The sequence below is a fragment of the Pseudomonas sp. GW822-FHT03F04 genome (assembly GCF_058801405.1).
In genome coordinates this window covers 334,767-351,527 of record NZ_JBXANF010000002.1, presented here as the reverse complement: position 1 = coordinate 351,527, position 16,761 = coordinate 334,767, and the positions used below count along the sequence as shown (strand labels likewise).

The 16,761-nt window shown below is 54.8% G+C and carries 14 protein-coding genes; 6 read left to right on the top strand and 8 right to left on the bottom strand.

Annotated elements, in window-relative coordinates; genetic code table 11:
* The first annotated feature begins 157 nt into the window (after positions 1-157).
* Genes AC1RMX_RS05260 through AC1RMX_RS05245 form a run of 4 tightly spaced genes read left to right on the top strand, consistent with a single transcriptional unit; the run spans position 158 to position 5,162 of the window.
* The gene (locus tag AC1RMX_RS05260) at positions 158-826 is read left to right on the top strand and encodes a hypothetical protein (RefSeq protein WP_493070822.1); all 669 of its coding nucleotides are present in this window, start codon (positions 158-160) and stop codon (positions 824-826) included.
* Positions 810-2,702, top strand: a complete 1,893-nt coding sequence (locus AC1RMX_RS05255) for a TnsB C-terminal domain-containing protein (RefSeq protein ID WP_493070820.1) — start codon at positions 810-812, stop codon at positions 2,700-2,702. The genes AC1RMX_RS05260 and AC1RMX_RS05255 overlap by 17 nt, the downstream gene beginning before the upstream one ends.
* A complete protein-coding gene (locus AC1RMX_RS05250; protein WP_096820440.1) occupies positions 2,699-3,652 on the top strand; it encodes a TniB family NTP-binding protein in 954 nt (317 codons plus the stop codon). The genes AC1RMX_RS05255 and AC1RMX_RS05250 overlap by 4 nt, the downstream gene beginning before the upstream one ends.
* Entirely contained in the window at positions 3,645-5,162 is a 1,518-nt protein-coding gene (locus AC1RMX_RS05245; RefSeq protein ID WP_493070818.1) for a hypothetical protein, read from the top strand. Before AC1RMX_RS05250 ends, AC1RMX_RS05245 begins: the two co-directional genes overlap by 8 nt.
* Positions 5,163-5,498: 336 nt before the next feature.
* Here AC1RMX_RS05245 and AC1RMX_RS05240 read toward each other — a convergent pair whose 3' ends face one another.
* Positions 5,499-5,717: a hypothetical protein gene (locus tag AC1RMX_RS05240; protein WP_493070816.1), complete on the bottom strand. Its 219-nt coding sequence runs from the start codon at positions 5,715-5,717 to the stop codon at positions 5,499-5,501.
* Between the two features lie 147 nt (positions 5,718-5,864).
* Between AC1RMX_RS05240 and AC1RMX_RS05235 the strand changes: the two genes are divergently transcribed.
* Positions 5,865-6,797, top strand: coding sequence for a hypothetical protein (locus AC1RMX_RS05235; protein WP_493070814.1), 933 nt, complete (start codon positions 5,865-5,867; stop codon positions 6,795-6,797).
* A 204-nt stretch (positions 6,798-7,001) separates the two neighbouring features.
* On the opposite strand, the gene AC1RMX_RS05230 is transcribed toward AC1RMX_RS05235, so the two are convergent.
* Genes AC1RMX_RS05230 through ectB form a run of 5 tightly spaced genes read right to left on the bottom strand, consistent with a single transcriptional unit; the run spans position 7,002 to position 11,020 of the window.
* Entirely contained in the window at positions 7,002-7,304 is a 303-nt protein-coding gene (locus AC1RMX_RS05230) for a hypothetical protein (RefSeq protein ID WP_096820437.1), read from the bottom strand.
* 9 nt (positions 7,305-7,313) lie between these two features.
* On the bottom strand, positions 7,314-7,937 hold the full coding sequence (locus AC1RMX_RS05225) for a LysE family translocator (protein ID WP_102619876.1): 624 nt from the start codon (positions 7,935-7,937) through the stop codon (positions 7,314-7,316).
* Positions 7,938-7,987: 50 nt separating this feature from the next.
* A complete protein-coding gene (locus AC1RMX_RS05220; RefSeq protein WP_493070812.1) occupies positions 7,988-9,292 on the bottom strand; it encodes a SidA/IucD/PvdA family monooxygenase in 1,305 nt (434 codons plus the stop codon).
* Positions 9,293-9,302: 10 nt separating this feature from the next.
* Positions 9,303-9,770, bottom strand: a complete 468-nt coding sequence (locus AC1RMX_RS05215) for a GNAT family N-acetyltransferase (RefSeq protein ID WP_192557898.1) — start codon at positions 9,768-9,770, stop codon at positions 9,303-9,305.
* The gene (gene ectB / locus AC1RMX_RS05210; RefSeq protein ID WP_493071159.1) at positions 9,767-11,020 is read right to left on the bottom strand and encodes a diaminobutyrate--2-oxoglutarate transaminase; all 1,254 of its coding nucleotides are present in this window, start codon (positions 11,018-11,020) and stop codon (positions 9,767-9,769) included. Before ectB ends, AC1RMX_RS05215 begins: the two co-directional genes overlap by 4 nt.
* A 536-nt stretch (positions 11,021-11,556) precedes the next feature.
* On the opposite strand from ectB, the gene AC1RMX_RS05205 reads away from it, so the two are divergent.
* On the top strand, positions 11,557-12,123 hold the full coding sequence (locus AC1RMX_RS05205) for a TetR/AcrR family transcriptional regulator (protein WP_493070810.1): 567 nt from the start codon (positions 11,557-11,559) through the stop codon (positions 12,121-12,123).
* 83 nt (positions 12,124-12,206) lie between these two features.
* On the opposite strand, the gene AC1RMX_RS05200 is transcribed toward AC1RMX_RS05205, so the two are convergent.
* The gene (locus AC1RMX_RS05200) at positions 12,207-13,610 is read right to left on the bottom strand and encodes an efflux transporter outer membrane subunit (RefSeq protein ID WP_493070808.1); all 1,404 of its coding nucleotides are present in this window, start codon (positions 13,608-13,610) and stop codon (positions 12,207-12,209) included.
* Between the two features lie 4 nt (positions 13,611-13,614).
* Positions 13,615-16,746: a multidrug efflux RND transporter permease subunit gene (locus AC1RMX_RS05195; RefSeq protein ID WP_493070806.1), complete on the bottom strand. Its 3,132-nt coding sequence runs from the start codon at positions 16,744-16,746 to the stop codon at positions 13,615-13,617.
* Positions 16,747-16,761 lie beyond the last annotated feature (15 nt).

Sequence of the window (16,761 nt, the reverse complement as noted above, 5' to 3'; positions counted from 1 at the left end):
GGTCAATGCGAAAACTTTTCTGAGGTTGAAACGCCCGAGATAGGGCTATTGGTGTTGCGGTGTGGGCAGCGATTCTGGGTTAGCGAACGGAAAAGAAACGTTAAATAATATAGACAGTGCAATCCACCTAGACCCTGAACGCATCAGGAGGCTGGAAATGTTCGCCAGTATCAACACCATGCCCTGCGATCCCGTCCCCGCCATCCCTTGGCCACACGCTGGCCATCGAAACTTCTCAACGACATTCCCTTCACGAAAGAACCGACGTTCGCTTCGATGCGGGAGCAGGCTGCAGGCCGACTTTTGCGTTTGCCTGGAACAGGAAACGCACGTTCAACGGTATTGGGCACAGCCTCATGTGTTCAACTGGGTGGACGGTGCGAACAAATACCGCTACACCCCCCATTTCCTGGTGGCGAACGGTGAAGGCGGCGGGTACTACTGCACAATCCAGACTGAGGCCCCCGGTGTAACTGCGCAGCACGGCGAAACCCTGCTCGCTTTTAACGCGTTGTGCCGTGAACAGGGCTGGCAATTTCGTCTTATAGCTGCCGCCGCCGTTTATGCGCCGAATTTTTCCACATTGCAGAAATTGTATCTGCGCAGCTTGGACGCCAGCGCCGAAGAATCTGATGTGTACCTGCAGCTCCTGCCAGGGCTGGTTTGGCCTGCCACCATCAGAGAAGTGTTGAGTGCCCTGCCAGCGTCCTCCCTCGCGGCCCTCTGTTACTGTTTGTTCTCAGGACGGCTGCTGGCCGACCTGAGTCAGGCTCTGACCCTGGACCTGATCATCCAAGGCCCATACCCGGATGACGACGGTGTCTGAGGCGCCACCGCTGCCGGTTACCGGCGCTCAGTATCTGATCGACGGCATCGTCTATGAGGTCATAGAGGTCGACGACGAGCTGGTAACCCTCTCGACACTTACACACCTGCGCGTTATCTGCCTGCCCTTTGGATCGTTCATGAGCGATCTTAAGCGTCGCAATATCACCTTGTTCGCCGATAAGCCGGGGCGTGGGTCCAACGCCATCGCTTTTCTGTTCCCAGAAGACCCCAAGGTGATCGAAGCCAAACGCAAGTATCGTTACATCCGCACCGTGCTGGGCGAACTTCACAACTGCCTTCCCCAAGAGGCTACCCAGGCAATCATCGAACGGCTCGCGAGCGAAACCCACGATCCCCACCCTCCCGCCTACTCAACGCTGTGCCGCTGGATCGCACGCTTTCGCGCTAACGGTTGCGATGAATTTTCTCTGTATAAACAGCCGAGCACGAGGCCTCGCGGGCGCAAACTTTCGGCGGAAATACAGGAACGCCTTGAAGCGCTCATTAACGAGGAATACGAGACGCGCAAGGAGCGCATTACCGTCCAACGTATCTATCAATTACTGGATGGTTTTGTGCTACAGCTCAATCGACAACGCGCAGCGTTCCTGCAACCGCTGCTACGCCGCCCCTGCCGATCCACCGTAGTGCGCGCTATCGCCAAGCGCTGCGGTTACTCCTCGGATCGTGCGCATCTCGGAGCCGAAGCCGCCAACAAAAGACATCAGTTTAGCGGTGAGCAGGCTAGGCCCAGCGCGCCTTTGGACGTCTGTGAAATTGATTCTCACCCCCTAGACATTACTGTCGTAGATCGGGAGTACAGAGTGCTTGGCAAGATCGCCTACGCGACCGTCATCTTCGACCTGAACACGGAAATGGTGGTCGGTTGGGAACTATCGCTGACGTATCCGTGCGCGGAGAAAACATTGCGAGCGCTTCGTATGGCGGTCGAGGCAGTCCCCGGAGAAGAGTATCAGCGCGGAGCGATGATACTGCTGGTCAGCGATGGAGGGCCCGAGACAAAAAACAGCTGGATTGCCATCTTTGTTGATCGCTTGGGCATCAAGTGGACGCTGCCGCCGCCGGAAAGCCCAAATACGCGGGCACGCATTGAGCGTTTTTTTAAGACATTCGAGTCGTGGCTGCATGAACAGTACGGCACGACCCATTCCAATCCTGATGCATGCGGAGACTACGATTCGGCTCGCCACGCCTGTTACACCATTGAAAATCTGGTGGACTATTTTCGCGAGTGGCTGGAGGACATTTACCACAATACCAAACATCGGACTCTGCATATGCCGCCGCGGGTGGCTTGGGAGCGCGCGATGCAGAACCAGCTGCCACCGAGAAAGTTTTCGCCCGAAGCGCTGGATCAGCTCTTTCGCGGCATTGAATATTCCGCCCTCGCCGGCAACCGCGCCGCATTCTTCAAACTGACCTGGACCGGGCCAAACCTGGGCAGAGTCAAGGCCAAACTCCGCAAGGGCGAAAAAGCAATCTGCTTCTACGATCCAACGAATCTCGGGAAGATTTGGGTCGCGGCGCCCGCTACTCCGCGCGATTTGGTGCCGGCTTGGGGCACTAAGGGTGCCTATCAAGAAGGGCTGACGCTCTCCGAGCATCAGCTAGTCCAAGCCAAACTTGCTGCTGACAGTAAAGAGTTCGATGACGGGGCCGCACACCTCGCGTTGTTGCATCTGCGACAACGCATGAGTAAGGATCACGATTCGTTCATGGCGAGCAAACGCAAGAGCCTTCGGCTGAAAAAAGGGAAAAGCGTTGGCGCTGAGTACCCTCGCCCCGAGTTGAACGATGTCGACGATCCTTGGGATGACGACACCACAGGAGTGTGGCGGGTGGATGGAGCATGAGCGCCAATCCGCAACGCCAAAGCCAGGTACTCGAGGCGCTCAAGCTGTGCGTGGTGTGGCACCCAAACTTTGCCCAAGCTCATCAACTGGTACGAAAAAGCATCAGCACAACCCGAGATCGACAAGCAGCAGCGTCGATGATGCTCATCGGAGAGACAGGGGTGGGCAAGTCCACTTTGTGCAAAAAGATTGAAATGGAACTCAACACCGATGAGGAACACGATACCCGCTGCAGCCACGTTTTGACCACACCCTGCCTGCTTGTCGAGGTGCCGCCAAATGCCACTATCAAGACGCTAGCGATAGAGCTACTGACAAAACTTGGCCTGGAGAACCGTCGCCAGCTTGAGCGCATGGGTACTGCGTCTCTGGATCGGCTCATTTTTCAACGCTTAATCACCCAACAGGTCCAACTGATTATCCTTGATGAATTTCATCGAATTCTTGATCAGGGCGCTACCGCAACAAAAAAAAAGGTATGCCGCTGGGTAAACCAGATCCTGAATAGGGCAATCATACCGGTAATGCTTGCTGGATTGCCTGAGATTGAAACGCTGATTGATACCATCGCAGAGCTAAGTGATCGATATCCCTACCGTGCGCGGCTGAGCTACTTCAATTTTATAAATAAGAGGGCCGTCGCCCAATTTCGAAAAATACTCGAGCTGATTGATCTCAACGTCATTGAAGTCGCCGGTTTTACCGAGCGCGTAACCCTCGTTCAAGATCTGCTGTTCAAGGCCATTTGCTTATCCACCAACGGGAATTTTCGCCATCTCAACATACTTTTGAATGACAGCCTGAAACACGCTTTACAGCGAGAAGACAACAAACTCACGCAGGAGGATTTCGCCTGCGCCGCAGAGGATCTCCACTTTTGTCGACCGCGCAACCCATTTCGGCTCTCTAGTCAAGAGTTAAACGAAGCTCTAGGAGGGTGTGATGCGTGAGCTCTGTTATATACCCAAGCCTACCGAGTTCGAGGGACCCAGAAGTTTGTTAATGCGTATGGCGCATTATAATGGGTTCGGTACAGTGAGGCGCATGTGCGCATACTTTGCTGTTTCGCCTGATCGTTGGATCGACGTGCTCGGTCAACACTCGCCATTGCTCAAGATTGTCGACAGAGAAGCCCCATTGTTGGCTGACGGCCTCAGGAATGTTTTTTACAACGTAGACCCCAGCAAAGCACCCTGTATCAAGGCAGCCGATATTCATTTATTGCGCGGAGCATGCCCGCGCACGTATTACTATTGTCCCCAATGTATTGAGATGTCTCAATCCCCCATCTTTCATGATATTTGCGATATCGGAATGTGCTTGTTGCATGGTTGGGCATTGATTGCTGGTTGTCCTAGCTGTAGGGCCACAGAGGACTGGTACGATGCTCAGCTGTTTCACTGCAAATGTGGTTTCGAGCGTAGAACGGCCTGCCGGATGACCGCCAATTTTACACCTTGTCTGCTCGACCCATTTGGCTCCCCCCAGGTTGTTGAAGGTGTTCTGCAAAAGCATCGGATCGCCAAAGTGTGCGCCGCTCTGTGGGACGCGCGTAGAAGCGATGACAACCATACATATTGCGACCTTCCTTTGAAAGTCATCGAGCACATTGATATGACCGTCGCCGCCCAGGTAGAAAAATACCCAGGCTTTATTAAATCGTTGCATCGAGCACCGTGGATAAACTACGGTTCTGCTTCTGTCGCTTGGCTTGCCGATCGGGCAGTGAGCCGGTTCTATATCGACAACCAACCATGTTCCGATGATTGCTGTCGATTTGCCACAATAGACCGTAATAACGCAAGGCGGGCGATTTTTGACAATGGACTGTTGTTTGGTGAAATGTCTGCTGATTGTAAAATTTATGACTGGATGGAAAGACAGTCTTCGTATCTATACACCTGCCCGCCACGCTGCGAAATCATCCGCCGCCTGAACGCCAAATACTCTGCCGTTTCCGAACTTTACTCCACAAATCCGGATGGTGTTACCGAGGATGAAGTTGCCGCACTGCTAAGATGCCCATTGTCAGCGGTCAACGCTTTGCTAAGGCAGGGGTGGCTAAAACGGCTTGACGCAACAGGAAAACTCCAATCACCTGTCCACCACGTTTTTGATCGACTTATAACTGAACAGTTTTCCAAACATCACGTTCTTCTGCATGAGTTATGCGATATCTTTGATTTGCCAGATTATCTATTGATCAATCTCATGAATGCAGCGAAATTGCAAGGAACCTTTCTATCCATGGGGTCGATTTTTTTTCCTCGCGCTCCGGCTTTCGCACTGCTTAGCCAGCTTAAAAGCCGTGACTCACCCTGCAAAGTCGTTGAGCCAAGCGGTTCATTCGATAATTTCGAAGAAATTCAATACGCGCTCAAGAAAATTGAAGACTTCCAAACAACTCACGCCATGCGCATACGAGCACAGAAGACACGATATTTTCGCTTTGCCAAGTAACTAATGTTCTTGAAGAGAGTAGCCAGGAATATTTTACGTCACCAATCCCTAGAGCCCTTACTCTCGACAATCTGCAGTAAAGCGTGCCAAGCGTCTTGTGCTGCGCGTGAAAGCTGCGAGAGGCAGAGCTAGCCTGGCTTGGCTCACATTTGAAGACGCAGATGCTCTGATTCTCAGAACTGAAGAGTAAAGTTTCTCATTTCAAAAAAAATAAACTAGCTAAGCTCATGAATCTGCGTGGTCGGGTTCTCATTTCTGAAGAATACCGACGTAAGGCGCTGGTTCGACAAGCTCGCTTCTGGCGTCCACTCTCACAACGTGCCATGTCCTTCGTGTTCATGGCGAGGCATTCAATGAAGCGGCTGCCGATGAAGTTGATTCAGTGCCGTTTCTCTTCAGGTCAACGTGTACCGCTGCTCGTGCAGACCGGAGTTTCCATTTGCCTAGCAGGCTCTCAGCGATGCCGTCATCGGCCAGATGACAAAGCGGCGTGCCGGCAAGCGCCTGGTCTACCGTCTCGCGTTTGAATAATTCGGGAAAACGTCGTCTGGTCATGGGTCACGAATACTCCTTGCGGTGGATATTATCCACCTTAAGTCGTGTCCGGTATTAGTTGACCGCTGCACTTCCCAGTTTCTCCGACATATAACTCACCCTCCACTTCTTGGTTTTTAGCGTGGACCTGCAATAGGGATTGCGGTAATGTCCCCTTTTTTTGCGGGGACAGATTCTAAAATGAACGAGCCTAAACGGACTTGGATTTACCTTGTGGAAGGGAAGCTTGTTCCTGTTAACACAGACCGGCCTTCTGGCAAGGGGCGCTGGCCAGTACCTAGTATCGATAAAAGTCTGCTGGTGATGGTTCTAGAAATGAAACAAGGCTTAGGGGACTGCAAAGTAGTGAGTCTAGGGCCATCTCATTTGGATTCTTTAAACGATGAGTGTGTAAATTTAGCCTTCGGAGTCACACCTCAGAACTTCAATCCCGACTTGTGGAAAGAGCTGCCAACAGAAGTCAAGAACTTTATTAAGAAAAGAATTCGTCAGGCGGAAAGCAATGTTGCCGATCAATTCTCACAGGTTTCCAATGAGGAAATGTTCACAGGTATTTTTTTTGGCGCAGTTAATAGCAACTACGAAGAGAATGGTTGGAAGGTGAAGCTCAATTACGTGGAGTTCTCCAAGCAGACGAAGGAATCCAATACGGGAGCTGATTTAGGAATTGTCCTGGATGTGACTGATGACATGGGGCAGAGAGCGTATAAATCGATTTGGCTTCAAGCGAAAACGTATGATTCCATACCGAGGAATTTATTAAATCTACCACGACTGGAATCACAAATCGATCTTATGCGTAGCTTTACCGATGCGTCATATGCGTTGCTTTATAATCCCGACGGAGTATTGGTCGCACATCCAGATACCCCTGATGTGTGGGTCGGACTGGATGATCTTTTAGACCGTGCCATGGCTTGTAAAGCCGGCGATCCAAGTACACGGTTACTGGGTAACACGATGAATCGTAGTCATGTCCTGCAAGTCATGATTGATAAGGTTTACTCAAAAACAAGAAGCGATGTAACACCTGGAAAACTGAAAACCGGCTCTAAAAATACAATGAAGCTTAAACGCTAAGCGCTCGATATGTTCAACATTTAACCCTTATATGTTTCACGATTAAAACTCATGCAGGAGTATGGCATCTGCAAACTTGATGCCCTATTTCAATGATTAGAGGATTTGATGAGGATCGGGGTATCGCTCATCCTGTCTCCTCGCCTGCCCCGCCAATCTCAATTTCGCTCATTGGAATTGAGGGGGCGCTACGTGCGAAGTGCATCAACACGCCCATTTGAAGTCTTGAAAAGCTCCTGCCGCCGGTAATTCAGCCACAACAGCTTGAACATATCGCCTGGCCGTTTGTAACGAGGCTGCGTAGCTGATCCCGGGGCCCAAGGCATCCACGATGGAAAAGACGTCCTCAAGGCCGCAGTCGAGGATCAAAGTGACCGGGACATAATCACTTGTCAGGTTTCGCATCCGACGGTTCAGTGGCAAGCCATCACAGGGCAAATCGATCAGCAACCAACTGCGATATTTGAAGCGCACGCTTACATCCTTGAGCATATCGTTCCACTCCATGACCCGACCTCATCGACTGGCAATCAATACTGGAATTGCGTTATTGAGAGAGAACGCCACCAGAAACACGGCCAGGCCTATGTCAATCTGCCGGGTGTATTTGAGAAACAGCGCCTTTATCGGGCCCTGGCCGAAGAGCAACGACACCAGGGAATACCAGATGACTTCGAGGGTTGAGCACAACACGACCACCAGCACTTTTTCGATGTCGGTGCGTGGCGAGGACAGGAAGCCGGCGTAGATGCTGATCATGAAGGCGATCGTCTTCATGTTGCTGATGTTGGTGATGACTCCTACCCGATAAGCCTTACTGAAGCTGGTGACGCCAACAGCGGCGCTTTCGGTGGTGCCAGTATTTTTTGCCAGCACACTTTTGATGATGCTGTAGGCGATGTAGAGCAGGTACGTCGAACCACACAAGGTGGCCACTTTGGAAAAGGCCGGGTACTCATGCAGCAATGCTGCCAGTCCCAAGAGGGATATGGTCGAGAAGAACACCCCTACAGTGCAGATGCCCAAGGTCGCGCCAAGCCCAGTGGAAACCGAGCCCAGTGAAGAGAATCGACTGACAATGATGAAATTCGGCCCGGGGCTTATTACCGCCAGTATGTAAATCAACGCCGCTGTGAACATAAAACCTCCTTGTTTGAGCAGCAGTCTTTCCAGACTGCTGCCGGGTGGCATCAAGCCAATGCTTGTACCGGGGCCTCGATCTGAGCCAATTTATTCTCCAGGGCGGAAAGAATGTGTTCCACCCGCAAGGAAATCAGGCTGAACGAGCCCGCATCGCCCAAGCCGTGGGAGCTTTCGCATAACCCATTGAGAAACACCGCGGGCAAGTCATCCAGAGGCGTCAGGCTGTAATCGCGATTGACCACCAGGGCCCCGTGAGCATCGGCGCGAAACTGGCGATGATGAGGCGCGAGCAACGGGGGATACAGCTCACCGTTTTCCTTGGCCGCAATATCCTTGAAGCCCGTGGCGAGCACCAACGCATCCAGAGCAAGGGTTGAATGCGTCAGCTGATTGACCTCCCTGAGTGCCAGTTGTACCTGGCCCGATGTATCGATGTGCGCCTGCTCGATGGCGATGTTATTGAGGATCTTGATGCGCTGCTTGCCCTGCAGTTTTTCTTCATGGATGCGTACGTACAGCGCGTTGATGACATCTTCATCGGCAGAGCTGTAATTGGTGCCCCGCAATTGCTTGTCCAGCCGCGATTTGGCTTCTGGTGGAAGGTCAAAGTAGTAGTCGATGAATTCCGGGAAGTACACCTTGTCACTGAACGGGCTGGTGTCCTTGAGTCGAAAGCTGAAGCTTCGATGTAACGAATAAACCTCTTTGTCCGGGAACCTGGCAGTCAGATCAAGGACGATCTCCACCGCGCTCTGGCTGGAACCCACCACGCCGATACGCTGCACACTCGGTGGCAGCTTGTTGATGTGCTCCAGATAATGATTGAGGTGGAACACTCGGGGCCCGGTCAGACCTTCGAAAACTGCCGGGATATTCGCCGTACGCCCGGTGCCGAGTACCAGGCTGCGCCCATAAACGAATCGTTGATCGTTATAGGTGACCTTCCACACCTGCTCTCCCTTGAACAGAAGCGGTTCAACCTGCTGGACGAACGCCGAAGATTCGACATCGCCGAGAAAATGGCTGGCTACCCATTTGATGTACTCGGCATATTCCCGGCGTAACGGATACGTCAGCGGCAAGTTGAGGTAGTCGAACAGGCGACCGGTTTCTTTCAGGTAGTTGACGAAACCATAGCGGCTGCGTGGATTGCGTGGCGTAACCAGATCCCGTAAAGGGTTGTTCTGGATATCCGATCCGCTGAGCAGCATTTCATCCTGCCAGTCCGGCGTCTGCTTGGCGTCCAGGAAGCGATAAGTCAGCGCTGATGCTGACTCTTCGAGGCCGATTGCCAACGCAAGGTTGGAGGGGCCGAAGCCAATTCCCACAATATCGAAGACAGTATTTGACATGGAAAAGCTCCTATCCTTGGATTTGCTTCAATGGAAGATGATAATAGTGATACGCGGTGTTTTCGATAAATCCAAATCGAGTGTATAGGTTTCGTGCTCGTGGATTATCGTCTGCGCCTTCGATAAATAGTTGTTTGGCGCCTGTTGTCTGCGCAAATGTTTTTGCTGCATTCAATAACGCCAGCCCTACTCCCTTCTTGCGCTTTGACGATTCGACATATAAGTCATTGAGTATCCAGAGGCGCTCCAGTGTGACACTTGAGAAACTGGGGAATAGTTGGGTGAATCCAATGACTTCGTTATTGACTTCAGCAACAACAAAAATTGTTTCGCCCAGAAAAAATCGCTGTTTAATAAACTCCAGTGAGCGGACCAGATCGGAGACTTCACCATAGAACTGGCGGTATTTGTCCAGCAATGGCGCAATCGCCGCAGCGTCGTCGAGGGACGCATGCCGAGTAATGATTTGATCACTCATGATGCGGTCACCTCGGCAAAGGCTTGCTCCAGTATGTGCAAACCCTGAGTGATCTGCGCGGGGGATATTGTCAGTGCCGGCAAGAACTTGAGCACCTGGTTGTCGATGCCTGAAGTTTCAATGATCAGCCCGCCCGCGTAGGCCTGTGCCGCAACTCTCTGCGCCAGGGACTTGTCATCGAACTCAATGCCTCGGAAGAACCCGCGCCCTTTGAGGCGATTAGGCGCCTTGCTCGCAAAGTCCCGGGATAACGCCAGCAGCCCTTGATGCAGCAGGTCTGCCTTGGCGCTGAGCTCCTGGGTAAAACGGGTATCGCTCCAATAGTGATCGATAACCGCCTTGCCCGTGACAAATGCCAGGTTGTTGCCGCGAAACGTGCCGTTGTGTTCCCCCGGCTCCCATACATCCAGATGGGGCGCCAATAAAACAAGGGACATGGGCAAGCCATAGCCGCTGATGGATTTGGACAAGGTCACGATATCCGGGGTGACACCCAGGGCCTCAAAGCTGAAGAAGTCCCCTGTGCGGCCGCAGCCTGCCTGTATATCGTCGATGATCAACAGAATGTCATTGTCATGGGCGATACGTTGCACCGCTTGTACCCAGGCGGCCGAAGCGCTGTTCACACCGCCCTCACCCTGCACTGTCTCGAGTACGATGGCCGCTGGCTTATCGATGCCGCTACCGCTGCGCAACATCTTGGACAGGTACAACGAGGTGTCCAGGTCGTCGCTAAAATACTGGTCATACGGCATGAACGTCACGTTGTTCAAGGTGACCCCGGCCCCTGCTCGCTTACGCGGGTTACTGGTCAAGGCGAGGCTGCCCAGGGACATGCCGTGGAACGCATTGGTGAATGCCACGATATTCTGGCGGCCGGTGTACTTGCGGGCCAGTTTGATGGCGGCCTCCACCGCATTGGTACCGGTAGGGCCGGGAAACTGTACTTTGTAGCGCAAGTTGCGACGGGCCAGGATCTGCTCATCGAACGCCGTCAGGAAGTTCTTCTTGGCCGTAGTTTTGAAATCCAGGCCATGGGTAATGCCATTGCTCTCGATATAGTCGAGCAGCGCAGCTTTCAAAACCGGGTTGTTATGTCCGTAGTTCAGAGCCCCCGCGCCGCTGAAAAAGTCAATGAACACCTGACCTTGTTCACTGGTCAAGGTCGACCCTTCAGCGGTGTGAAAGGTGGCAGTGAAGTCACGGCAGTAAGAACGAACGTTAGACTCTTTAAGCTCAAATATATCCAGGGACTGTGGCGTGGCAGGTGCAAGGTGGGGAAGTGAGTAGTTCAGCGTAGCCGTCATGTCAGGTACCGTTTATCAATCCAATTGAATGGACTTCCAACAGGCATAGCGATTTCCCAGTGGCCATGTAGCGAATGCTGAGAGGTCTATCATCCGTGAAGTCCGTGTACAACTTTCATCCGTTGAAACATGACCCGCTCTGTTGGCCAGCAGGAACAATGACGTCTTTCGCTTATTAAACTATCAGTAATTCGTGAACAAACGACCAACTATAAATTCATATGCTTATTACTGGTTCTGTGAAATGCCCAAACATACAAATCAGTAACCGTGATGAGGCGTTTTTGGTCGGCAGAATCGCCCGTCGCTCGTTTCAGGCTTGGGATTGGCGGGAGGCAAGAGCGTTGCGCGGCGTGCCGGGGGCGTTGAGTAAAAATTGTCTCAGATGAAGTAAATTTCTCGATTTTTTTGGTTTTCGTTGCAGTAAAGAGCTTTTCCTGCACAATTCCCGACATTGAAATTCGATCCGAGATTGACTGATGTCCCTGACTCCCCAAGACGAACGACTCATCAAGGCGCTGGCTTTGGCCATCGTTGATCGCCCCCGCGCGACGCTCAAGGAGCTGGCTGAAGCCGCTGGCGTAAGCAAGGCGACGCTGCACCGCTTTTGCGGCACCCGTGACAATCTGGTGTTGATGATGGAAAGCCATGGTGAGACGGTTCTCAACCAGATCACCACCTCGACCGACCTGTTGAATGGCGATCCGGTGCAAGCCCTGCGCGGTTTGGTCAATGAGCATTTGGCACATCGTGAAATGCTGGTTTTCCTGCTCTTTCAGTATCGCCCCGACACCTTCGCGAACACCGATGAAGGCAAACGCTGGCAGTTCTATCTCGATGCCCTCGATGCATTTTTTCTGCGCGGCCAGCAATTGGGTGCGTTCCGTATCGATATCACTGCCGCGGTCTTCACCGAGCTGTTCCTGACCATGATTTTCGCCATGGTCGATGCCGAACGCCGCGGGCGTGCCGCCAGTGCCAACTCGGCCAATGTCGTGGAACAGATGTTCCTGCATGGTGCGGCCAATCCCGTCCGTCCTCAATAACGTTCCGCCAAGCAAAAAAAAACCCGTGACCTCTCGGTTCACGGGGCTGAATGGCTGGACGTGCCAACCCAAAGGAGCTGTTGTCAGGACTTTTCTGGCGACCAGCCTCCGCCCAGCGAGCGGAACAGATCGACCAGGGCAATCTGTCGCTGGGTGCTGACCTCGATAAATGCCGTTTCGTTGACGAAGCGGGTGCGCTGGGCATCGAGGTAACGCAGGTGACTGTCGATGCCGCCTTCATAACGCGCCTTGGCCAGTTTCAGCGTTTCGCTACTGGTGTCGGCCAGCGCGCGTCGGGCCGCCTCTTCCCGGCGCAAGGTGTCGGTGGCGGCCAGTGCATCGGCGACCTCGCGAAACGCCGTCTGAATCGTGCCCTCATAAGCCGCCACCGCCGAGTCCTTACGGGCTTCGGCCAGGCTCAGGCCAGCACTGTTGCGCCCGGCATCGAACAACGGCAGCGACAGGTTCGGCACAAAACTCCAGGACCGCGAGCCTCCGTCGAACAAACCGGACATTTGTGCGCTGGATGTGCCGAAGCTGCCGGTCAGGCTGATGCGCGGAAAGAACGCCGCCCGTGCAGCGCCGATGTCGGCATTGCGCGCCTGCAATCGATGCTCGGCGGCGAGAATGTCCGGACGGCGCTCGATCAACGTGGAGGTGGTGTCAGGCGCAATGTCCTGAACCAGCATCGGCTCCGTCGAAAGCCGTTCAGGAATTGCTTTCGCTGCATCCTTGGTGCCGAGCAACAACACCAGCGCGTTAAAAGCCTGCTGTTTCTGCCGCAGATTGCTTTCCTGTTCGGCGCGCGATTGTTCCACCAGTCCCAATGCTTCCTGATAGTCCAGCGCTGTCGCCGTACCGTTTGATCGGCGCTGGCTGATCAGTGCAAACGAGTACTCGCGGCTGATCAGCGTTTGCTGAGTCAGATCCAGGCGACGCTGGGCGCCATCGTGAATCAGATAAGCCTGACTGACTTCGGCAATCAGGGCGATCTGCGCGGCGCGGGCCGCCTCTTCAGTCGCCAGATACTCTTGCAATGCAGAGTCGCTAAGGCTCTTTACCCGGCCAAACAGATCCAGCTCGTATTCCGGCAGCGACACGCCGACCTGATAGCTGCTGACGCCCCCCGCCTGGCCATTGCTGGCCAGATCCGCCGGCAGGCGCTGACGATTGCCGGATGCACCGGCATTCAGGCCCGGCACCCGGTCCGCCCGCTGGATACGGTATTGCGCCCGCGCTTGTTCGATATCCAGAAGTGTCTGGCGTAAAGAGCGGTTGTTGTCCAGCGCGATCACCACCAGGCGACGCAGTTCGGGATCGACGATAAACGTCTGCCAAGCTAGTTGGTTAATCGGACTGCCCTGCTTGGTCGACTCCCCCGCCCAGTGCTCCGCAACCGGCGCAACAGGACGCTCATAAGTCGGTGCCAGTGAGCAACCGCCCAGCAGCATGGCGATCACCAGCGTAGAGAATGCTGAAATACGCATGGAATCACTCCTGAGCCAAAGCGGGTTGTTCGATAGGTGCGGGTTTACTGCGCAACCGCGACAGCACCCAGACAAAACAGATCGGTACGAACAGCACACCCAGCAACGTCGCGCTGAGCATCCCGCCGATCACACCGGTACCGATTGCACGCTGACTCGCGGCCCCTGCCCCGGTGGCCAATGCCAGCGGCACCACACCGAGAATGAACGCCATGGAAGTCATGACGATCGGACGGAAGCGCAGGCGCGCGGCCTCGATGGCTGCATCGCGCAGGCTGTAGCCCTTCTCCCACAGCTCCTTGGCGAACTCGACGATGAGGATCGCGTTCTTCGCCGCCAGACCGATGATGGTGATCAGGCCCACCTTGAAATACACGTCGTTAGGCATGCCGGCGACCATCACCGCGAGCACCGCACCGATGGCACCGATTGGCACGATCAGCATCACCGTCAACGGAATCGCCCAGCTCTCGTAGAGCGCCACCAGCAACAGGAACACCACCAGGATCGCCAGCGCGAACAATTGCGTCGCCTGACCGCTGGAGACCTTTTCCTGATACGACAGCCCCGTCCATTCGTAGCTGAAACCCGCCGGCAATTGCGCAGCGATTCGTTCCATTTCCGCCATGGCTTCACCGGTGCTATAGCCCGGTCCGGCGTCACCGACGATGCGGATCGATGGATATCCGTTGTAACGCACCACTTGCACCGGACCTTCCTCCCAGTGAGTGGTGACGAAGGCGCTGAGCGGCACCAGATCGCCCGCGCTGTTGTGCACGTACAGCTTGAGTACGCTTTCCGGGGTCATCCGATCACCCTGCTCGGCCTGCACCACCACACGCTGTTGGCGGCCAGCGTTGGTGAAGTCGTTGATCACTTCAGAACCGAACGCGGCGGACAACGCACTGCTGATCGACTCGAAACTCACACCGAAGGTGCGAGCCTTGTCACGGTCGATCACCACCCGCAATTGCGGCGACTCGGCCAGACCTTCCATCATGGCGTAGAGGATTTTCGGGTTGCCGTTGGCCTGACCGAGCACCTGGTCACGGGCGGCGAGCAAGGCTTCACGACCCCGACCGGCACGATCCTGCAGGCGCAGCGCAAAACCACCGGAGTTGCCCAAACCGTCAATCGGTGGCGGCGGCACCGCCATCACGGCGCCGTCGTTGGTCACGGCAAACTGCTCGTTCAGCGCCATGACCTCGGCCATCGCCGATTGATCTTCGCCACGCTGCGACCAGTCCTTGAACACCGGGAACGCGAGTGCCGCGTTATCACCCATCCCGGAAAAGCTGAAACCCGAGACCAGGAACATCGACTGCACCGCATCACGGGACGCGAGATAGCGTTCCAGTTGTTCGCCGGTCGCTTCGGTGCGAGTCCGGGTCGCGCCCGGTGGCAACTGGACGTCAACGATCATGTAGCCCTGGTCTTCCACGGGCACAAAGGATTCCGGCAAACGCAGGTAGAAGTAACCGAGCATCGCGATAATGCCGACGTACACCAACATCATGCGACCGGCACGCGCGACCAGCCCGCTGTTCAGGATCGAGTAACGCTCAGTGAGTCGGGCAAAGCCACGGTTGAAGGCGCCAAAGAAACCGCGCTTTTCATGGTGTCCTTGCGGAATCGGCTTGAGCAAAGTGGCGCACAGTGCTGGTGTGAACGTCAGCGCGAGGAAACCCGAGAACAGAATCGACACCGCCAGCGAGACCGAGAACTGCTGATAGATCACCCCCACCGAACCGGACATGAACGCCAGCGGCATGAACACCGCCGACAGCACCAGGGTGATACCGATGATCGCGCCTGATACCTGCCCCATGGCCTTGATCGTGGCATCGACCGGCGACAACCCTTCTTCCGCCATGATCCGCTCGACGTTCTCCACCACCACGATGGCATCGTCCACCAGAATGCCGATGGCGAGCACCATGCCGAACATGGTCATCATGTTCACCGAGAAGCCCAGCAGGTACATCATCACCAGTGTGCCGAGCAGGCACACCGGCACCACAATCGACGGGATCAACGTGTAACGGATGTTCTGCAGGAACAGGAACATCACCAGGAATACCAGCACCATCGCCTCGATCAGGGTGTGAATCACCTTCTCGATGGCGACATCTACGAAACGCGACGTGTCGTAGGGAACGGAATATTCCACGTCGTCCGGGAAGTACGTCGACAGTTCGGCCAGGCGTTCTTTTACGGCCGTTGCGGTCTGGATTGCGTTGGCGCCGGGCGACAACTGGATCGCCGCTGCCACGGCCGGTTTGCCGTTCAGACGCGAGTTGAAGTTGTAACTCTCCTGACCGATCTCCACTCGGGCGACGTCGCCCAGTTTGACCGTCGAGCCGTCCTCGTTGGCGCGCAGAACGATGCGTGCGAATTCTTGCGGATTATCCAGCGTGCCTTTCACTGCCAGCGTGGCGGTCAGTTCCTGTTGGCTGCTGGTTGGCGTGCTGCCGAAACTGCCGGCCGGCACCTGCACGTTCTGCCCGCGAATCGCGGTGCTCACGTCATCGATGGACAGTCCATAACCCACCAGCTTCTGCGGGTCGAGCCAGATGCGCATCGCGGCTTCAGAGGAGAAGAATTGCAGCTTGCCGACGCCCGGCACCCGCCGTAGTTCGTTGTTGATGTTGCGCGCGGCGTAGTCGCCCAGCGCGGTCGTGTCGGTGTGCTGGGAGCCTTCCTTATAGTTGAGCGCATAGATCAGCAGGAAACCGGCACTGGCCTGCTCCACCTCCAGACCTTGGGTGAGTACCGCTTGCGGCATGCGCGACTCAGCCTTTTTCAGGCGGTTCTGCACGTCGACCTGGGCAAGCTGCGGATCAGTACCCGGCTGGAACGTCACCGCAATTTCGGCGATGCCGTTGGAGTTGTTGGTCGACTCGAAATACAGCAGGTTCTTGGCACCGTTGAGCGACTCTTCAATCACGTTGGTGACCGAATCCACCAGCACTTTCGCCGAGGCACCGGGGTAAGTCGCTGTCACCTTGATCTGCGGCGGCGCGACGTCGGGATATTGCGCCACCGGTAGCATCGGAATGACCAGCAGGCCGGCCAGAGAGATGAACAACGCCACCACCCAGGCAAAGTTCGGGCGTTTGATGAAAAACTTGGACATCGGGAAATCCTCGCG

Bases quoted from the DNA above. Each gene is read 5' to 3' on its own strand.
- AC1RMX_RS05260 (WP_493070822.1), top strand. From the start codon at position 158: ATGTTCGCCAGTATCAACACCATGCCCTGCGATCCCGTCCCCGCCATC.
- AC1RMX_RS05255 (WP_493070820.1), top strand. From the start codon at position 810: ATGACGACGGTGTCTGAGGCGCCACCGCTGCCGGTTACCGGCGCTCAG.
- AC1RMX_RS05250 (WP_096820440.1), top strand. From the start codon at position 2,699: ATGAGCGCCAATCCGCAACGCCAAAGCCAGGTACTCGAGGCGCTCAAG.
- AC1RMX_RS05245 (WP_493070818.1), top strand. From the start codon at position 3,645: ATGCGTGAGCTCTGTTATATACCCAAGCCTACCGAGTTCGAGGGACCC.
- AC1RMX_RS05240 (WP_493070816.1), bottom strand. From the start codon at position 5,717: ATGACCAGACGACGTTTTCCCGAATTATTCAAACGCGAGACGGTAGAC.
- AC1RMX_RS05235 (WP_493070814.1), top strand. From the start codon at position 5,865: ATGTCCCCTTTTTTTGCGGGGACAGATTCTAAAATGAACGAGCCTAAA.
- AC1RMX_RS05230 (WP_096820437.1), bottom strand. From the start codon at position 7,304: ATGGAGTGGAACGATATGCTCAAGGATGTAAGCGTGCGCTTCAAATAT.
- AC1RMX_RS05225 (WP_102619876.1), bottom strand. From the start codon at position 7,937: ATGTTCACAGCGGCGTTGATTTACATACTGGCGGTAATAAGCCCCGGG.
- AC1RMX_RS05220 (WP_493070812.1), bottom strand. From the start codon at position 9,292: ATGTCAAATACTGTCTTCGATATTGTGGGAATTGGCTTCGGCCCCTCC.
- AC1RMX_RS05215 (WP_192557898.1), bottom strand. From the start codon at position 9,770: ATGAGTGATCAAATCATTACTCGGCATGCGTCCCTCGACGACGCTGCG.
- AC1RMX_RS05205 (WP_493070810.1), top strand. From the start codon at position 11,557: ATGTCCCTGACTCCCCAAGACGAACGACTCATCAAGGCGCTGGCTTTG.
- AC1RMX_RS05200 (WP_493070808.1), bottom strand. From the start codon at position 13,610: ATGCGTATTTCAGCATTCTCTACGCTGGTGATCGCCATGCTGCTGGGC.
- AC1RMX_RS05195 (WP_493070806.1), bottom strand. From the start codon at position 16,746: ATGTCCAAGTTTTTCATCAAACGCCCGAACTTTGCCTGGGTGGTGGCG.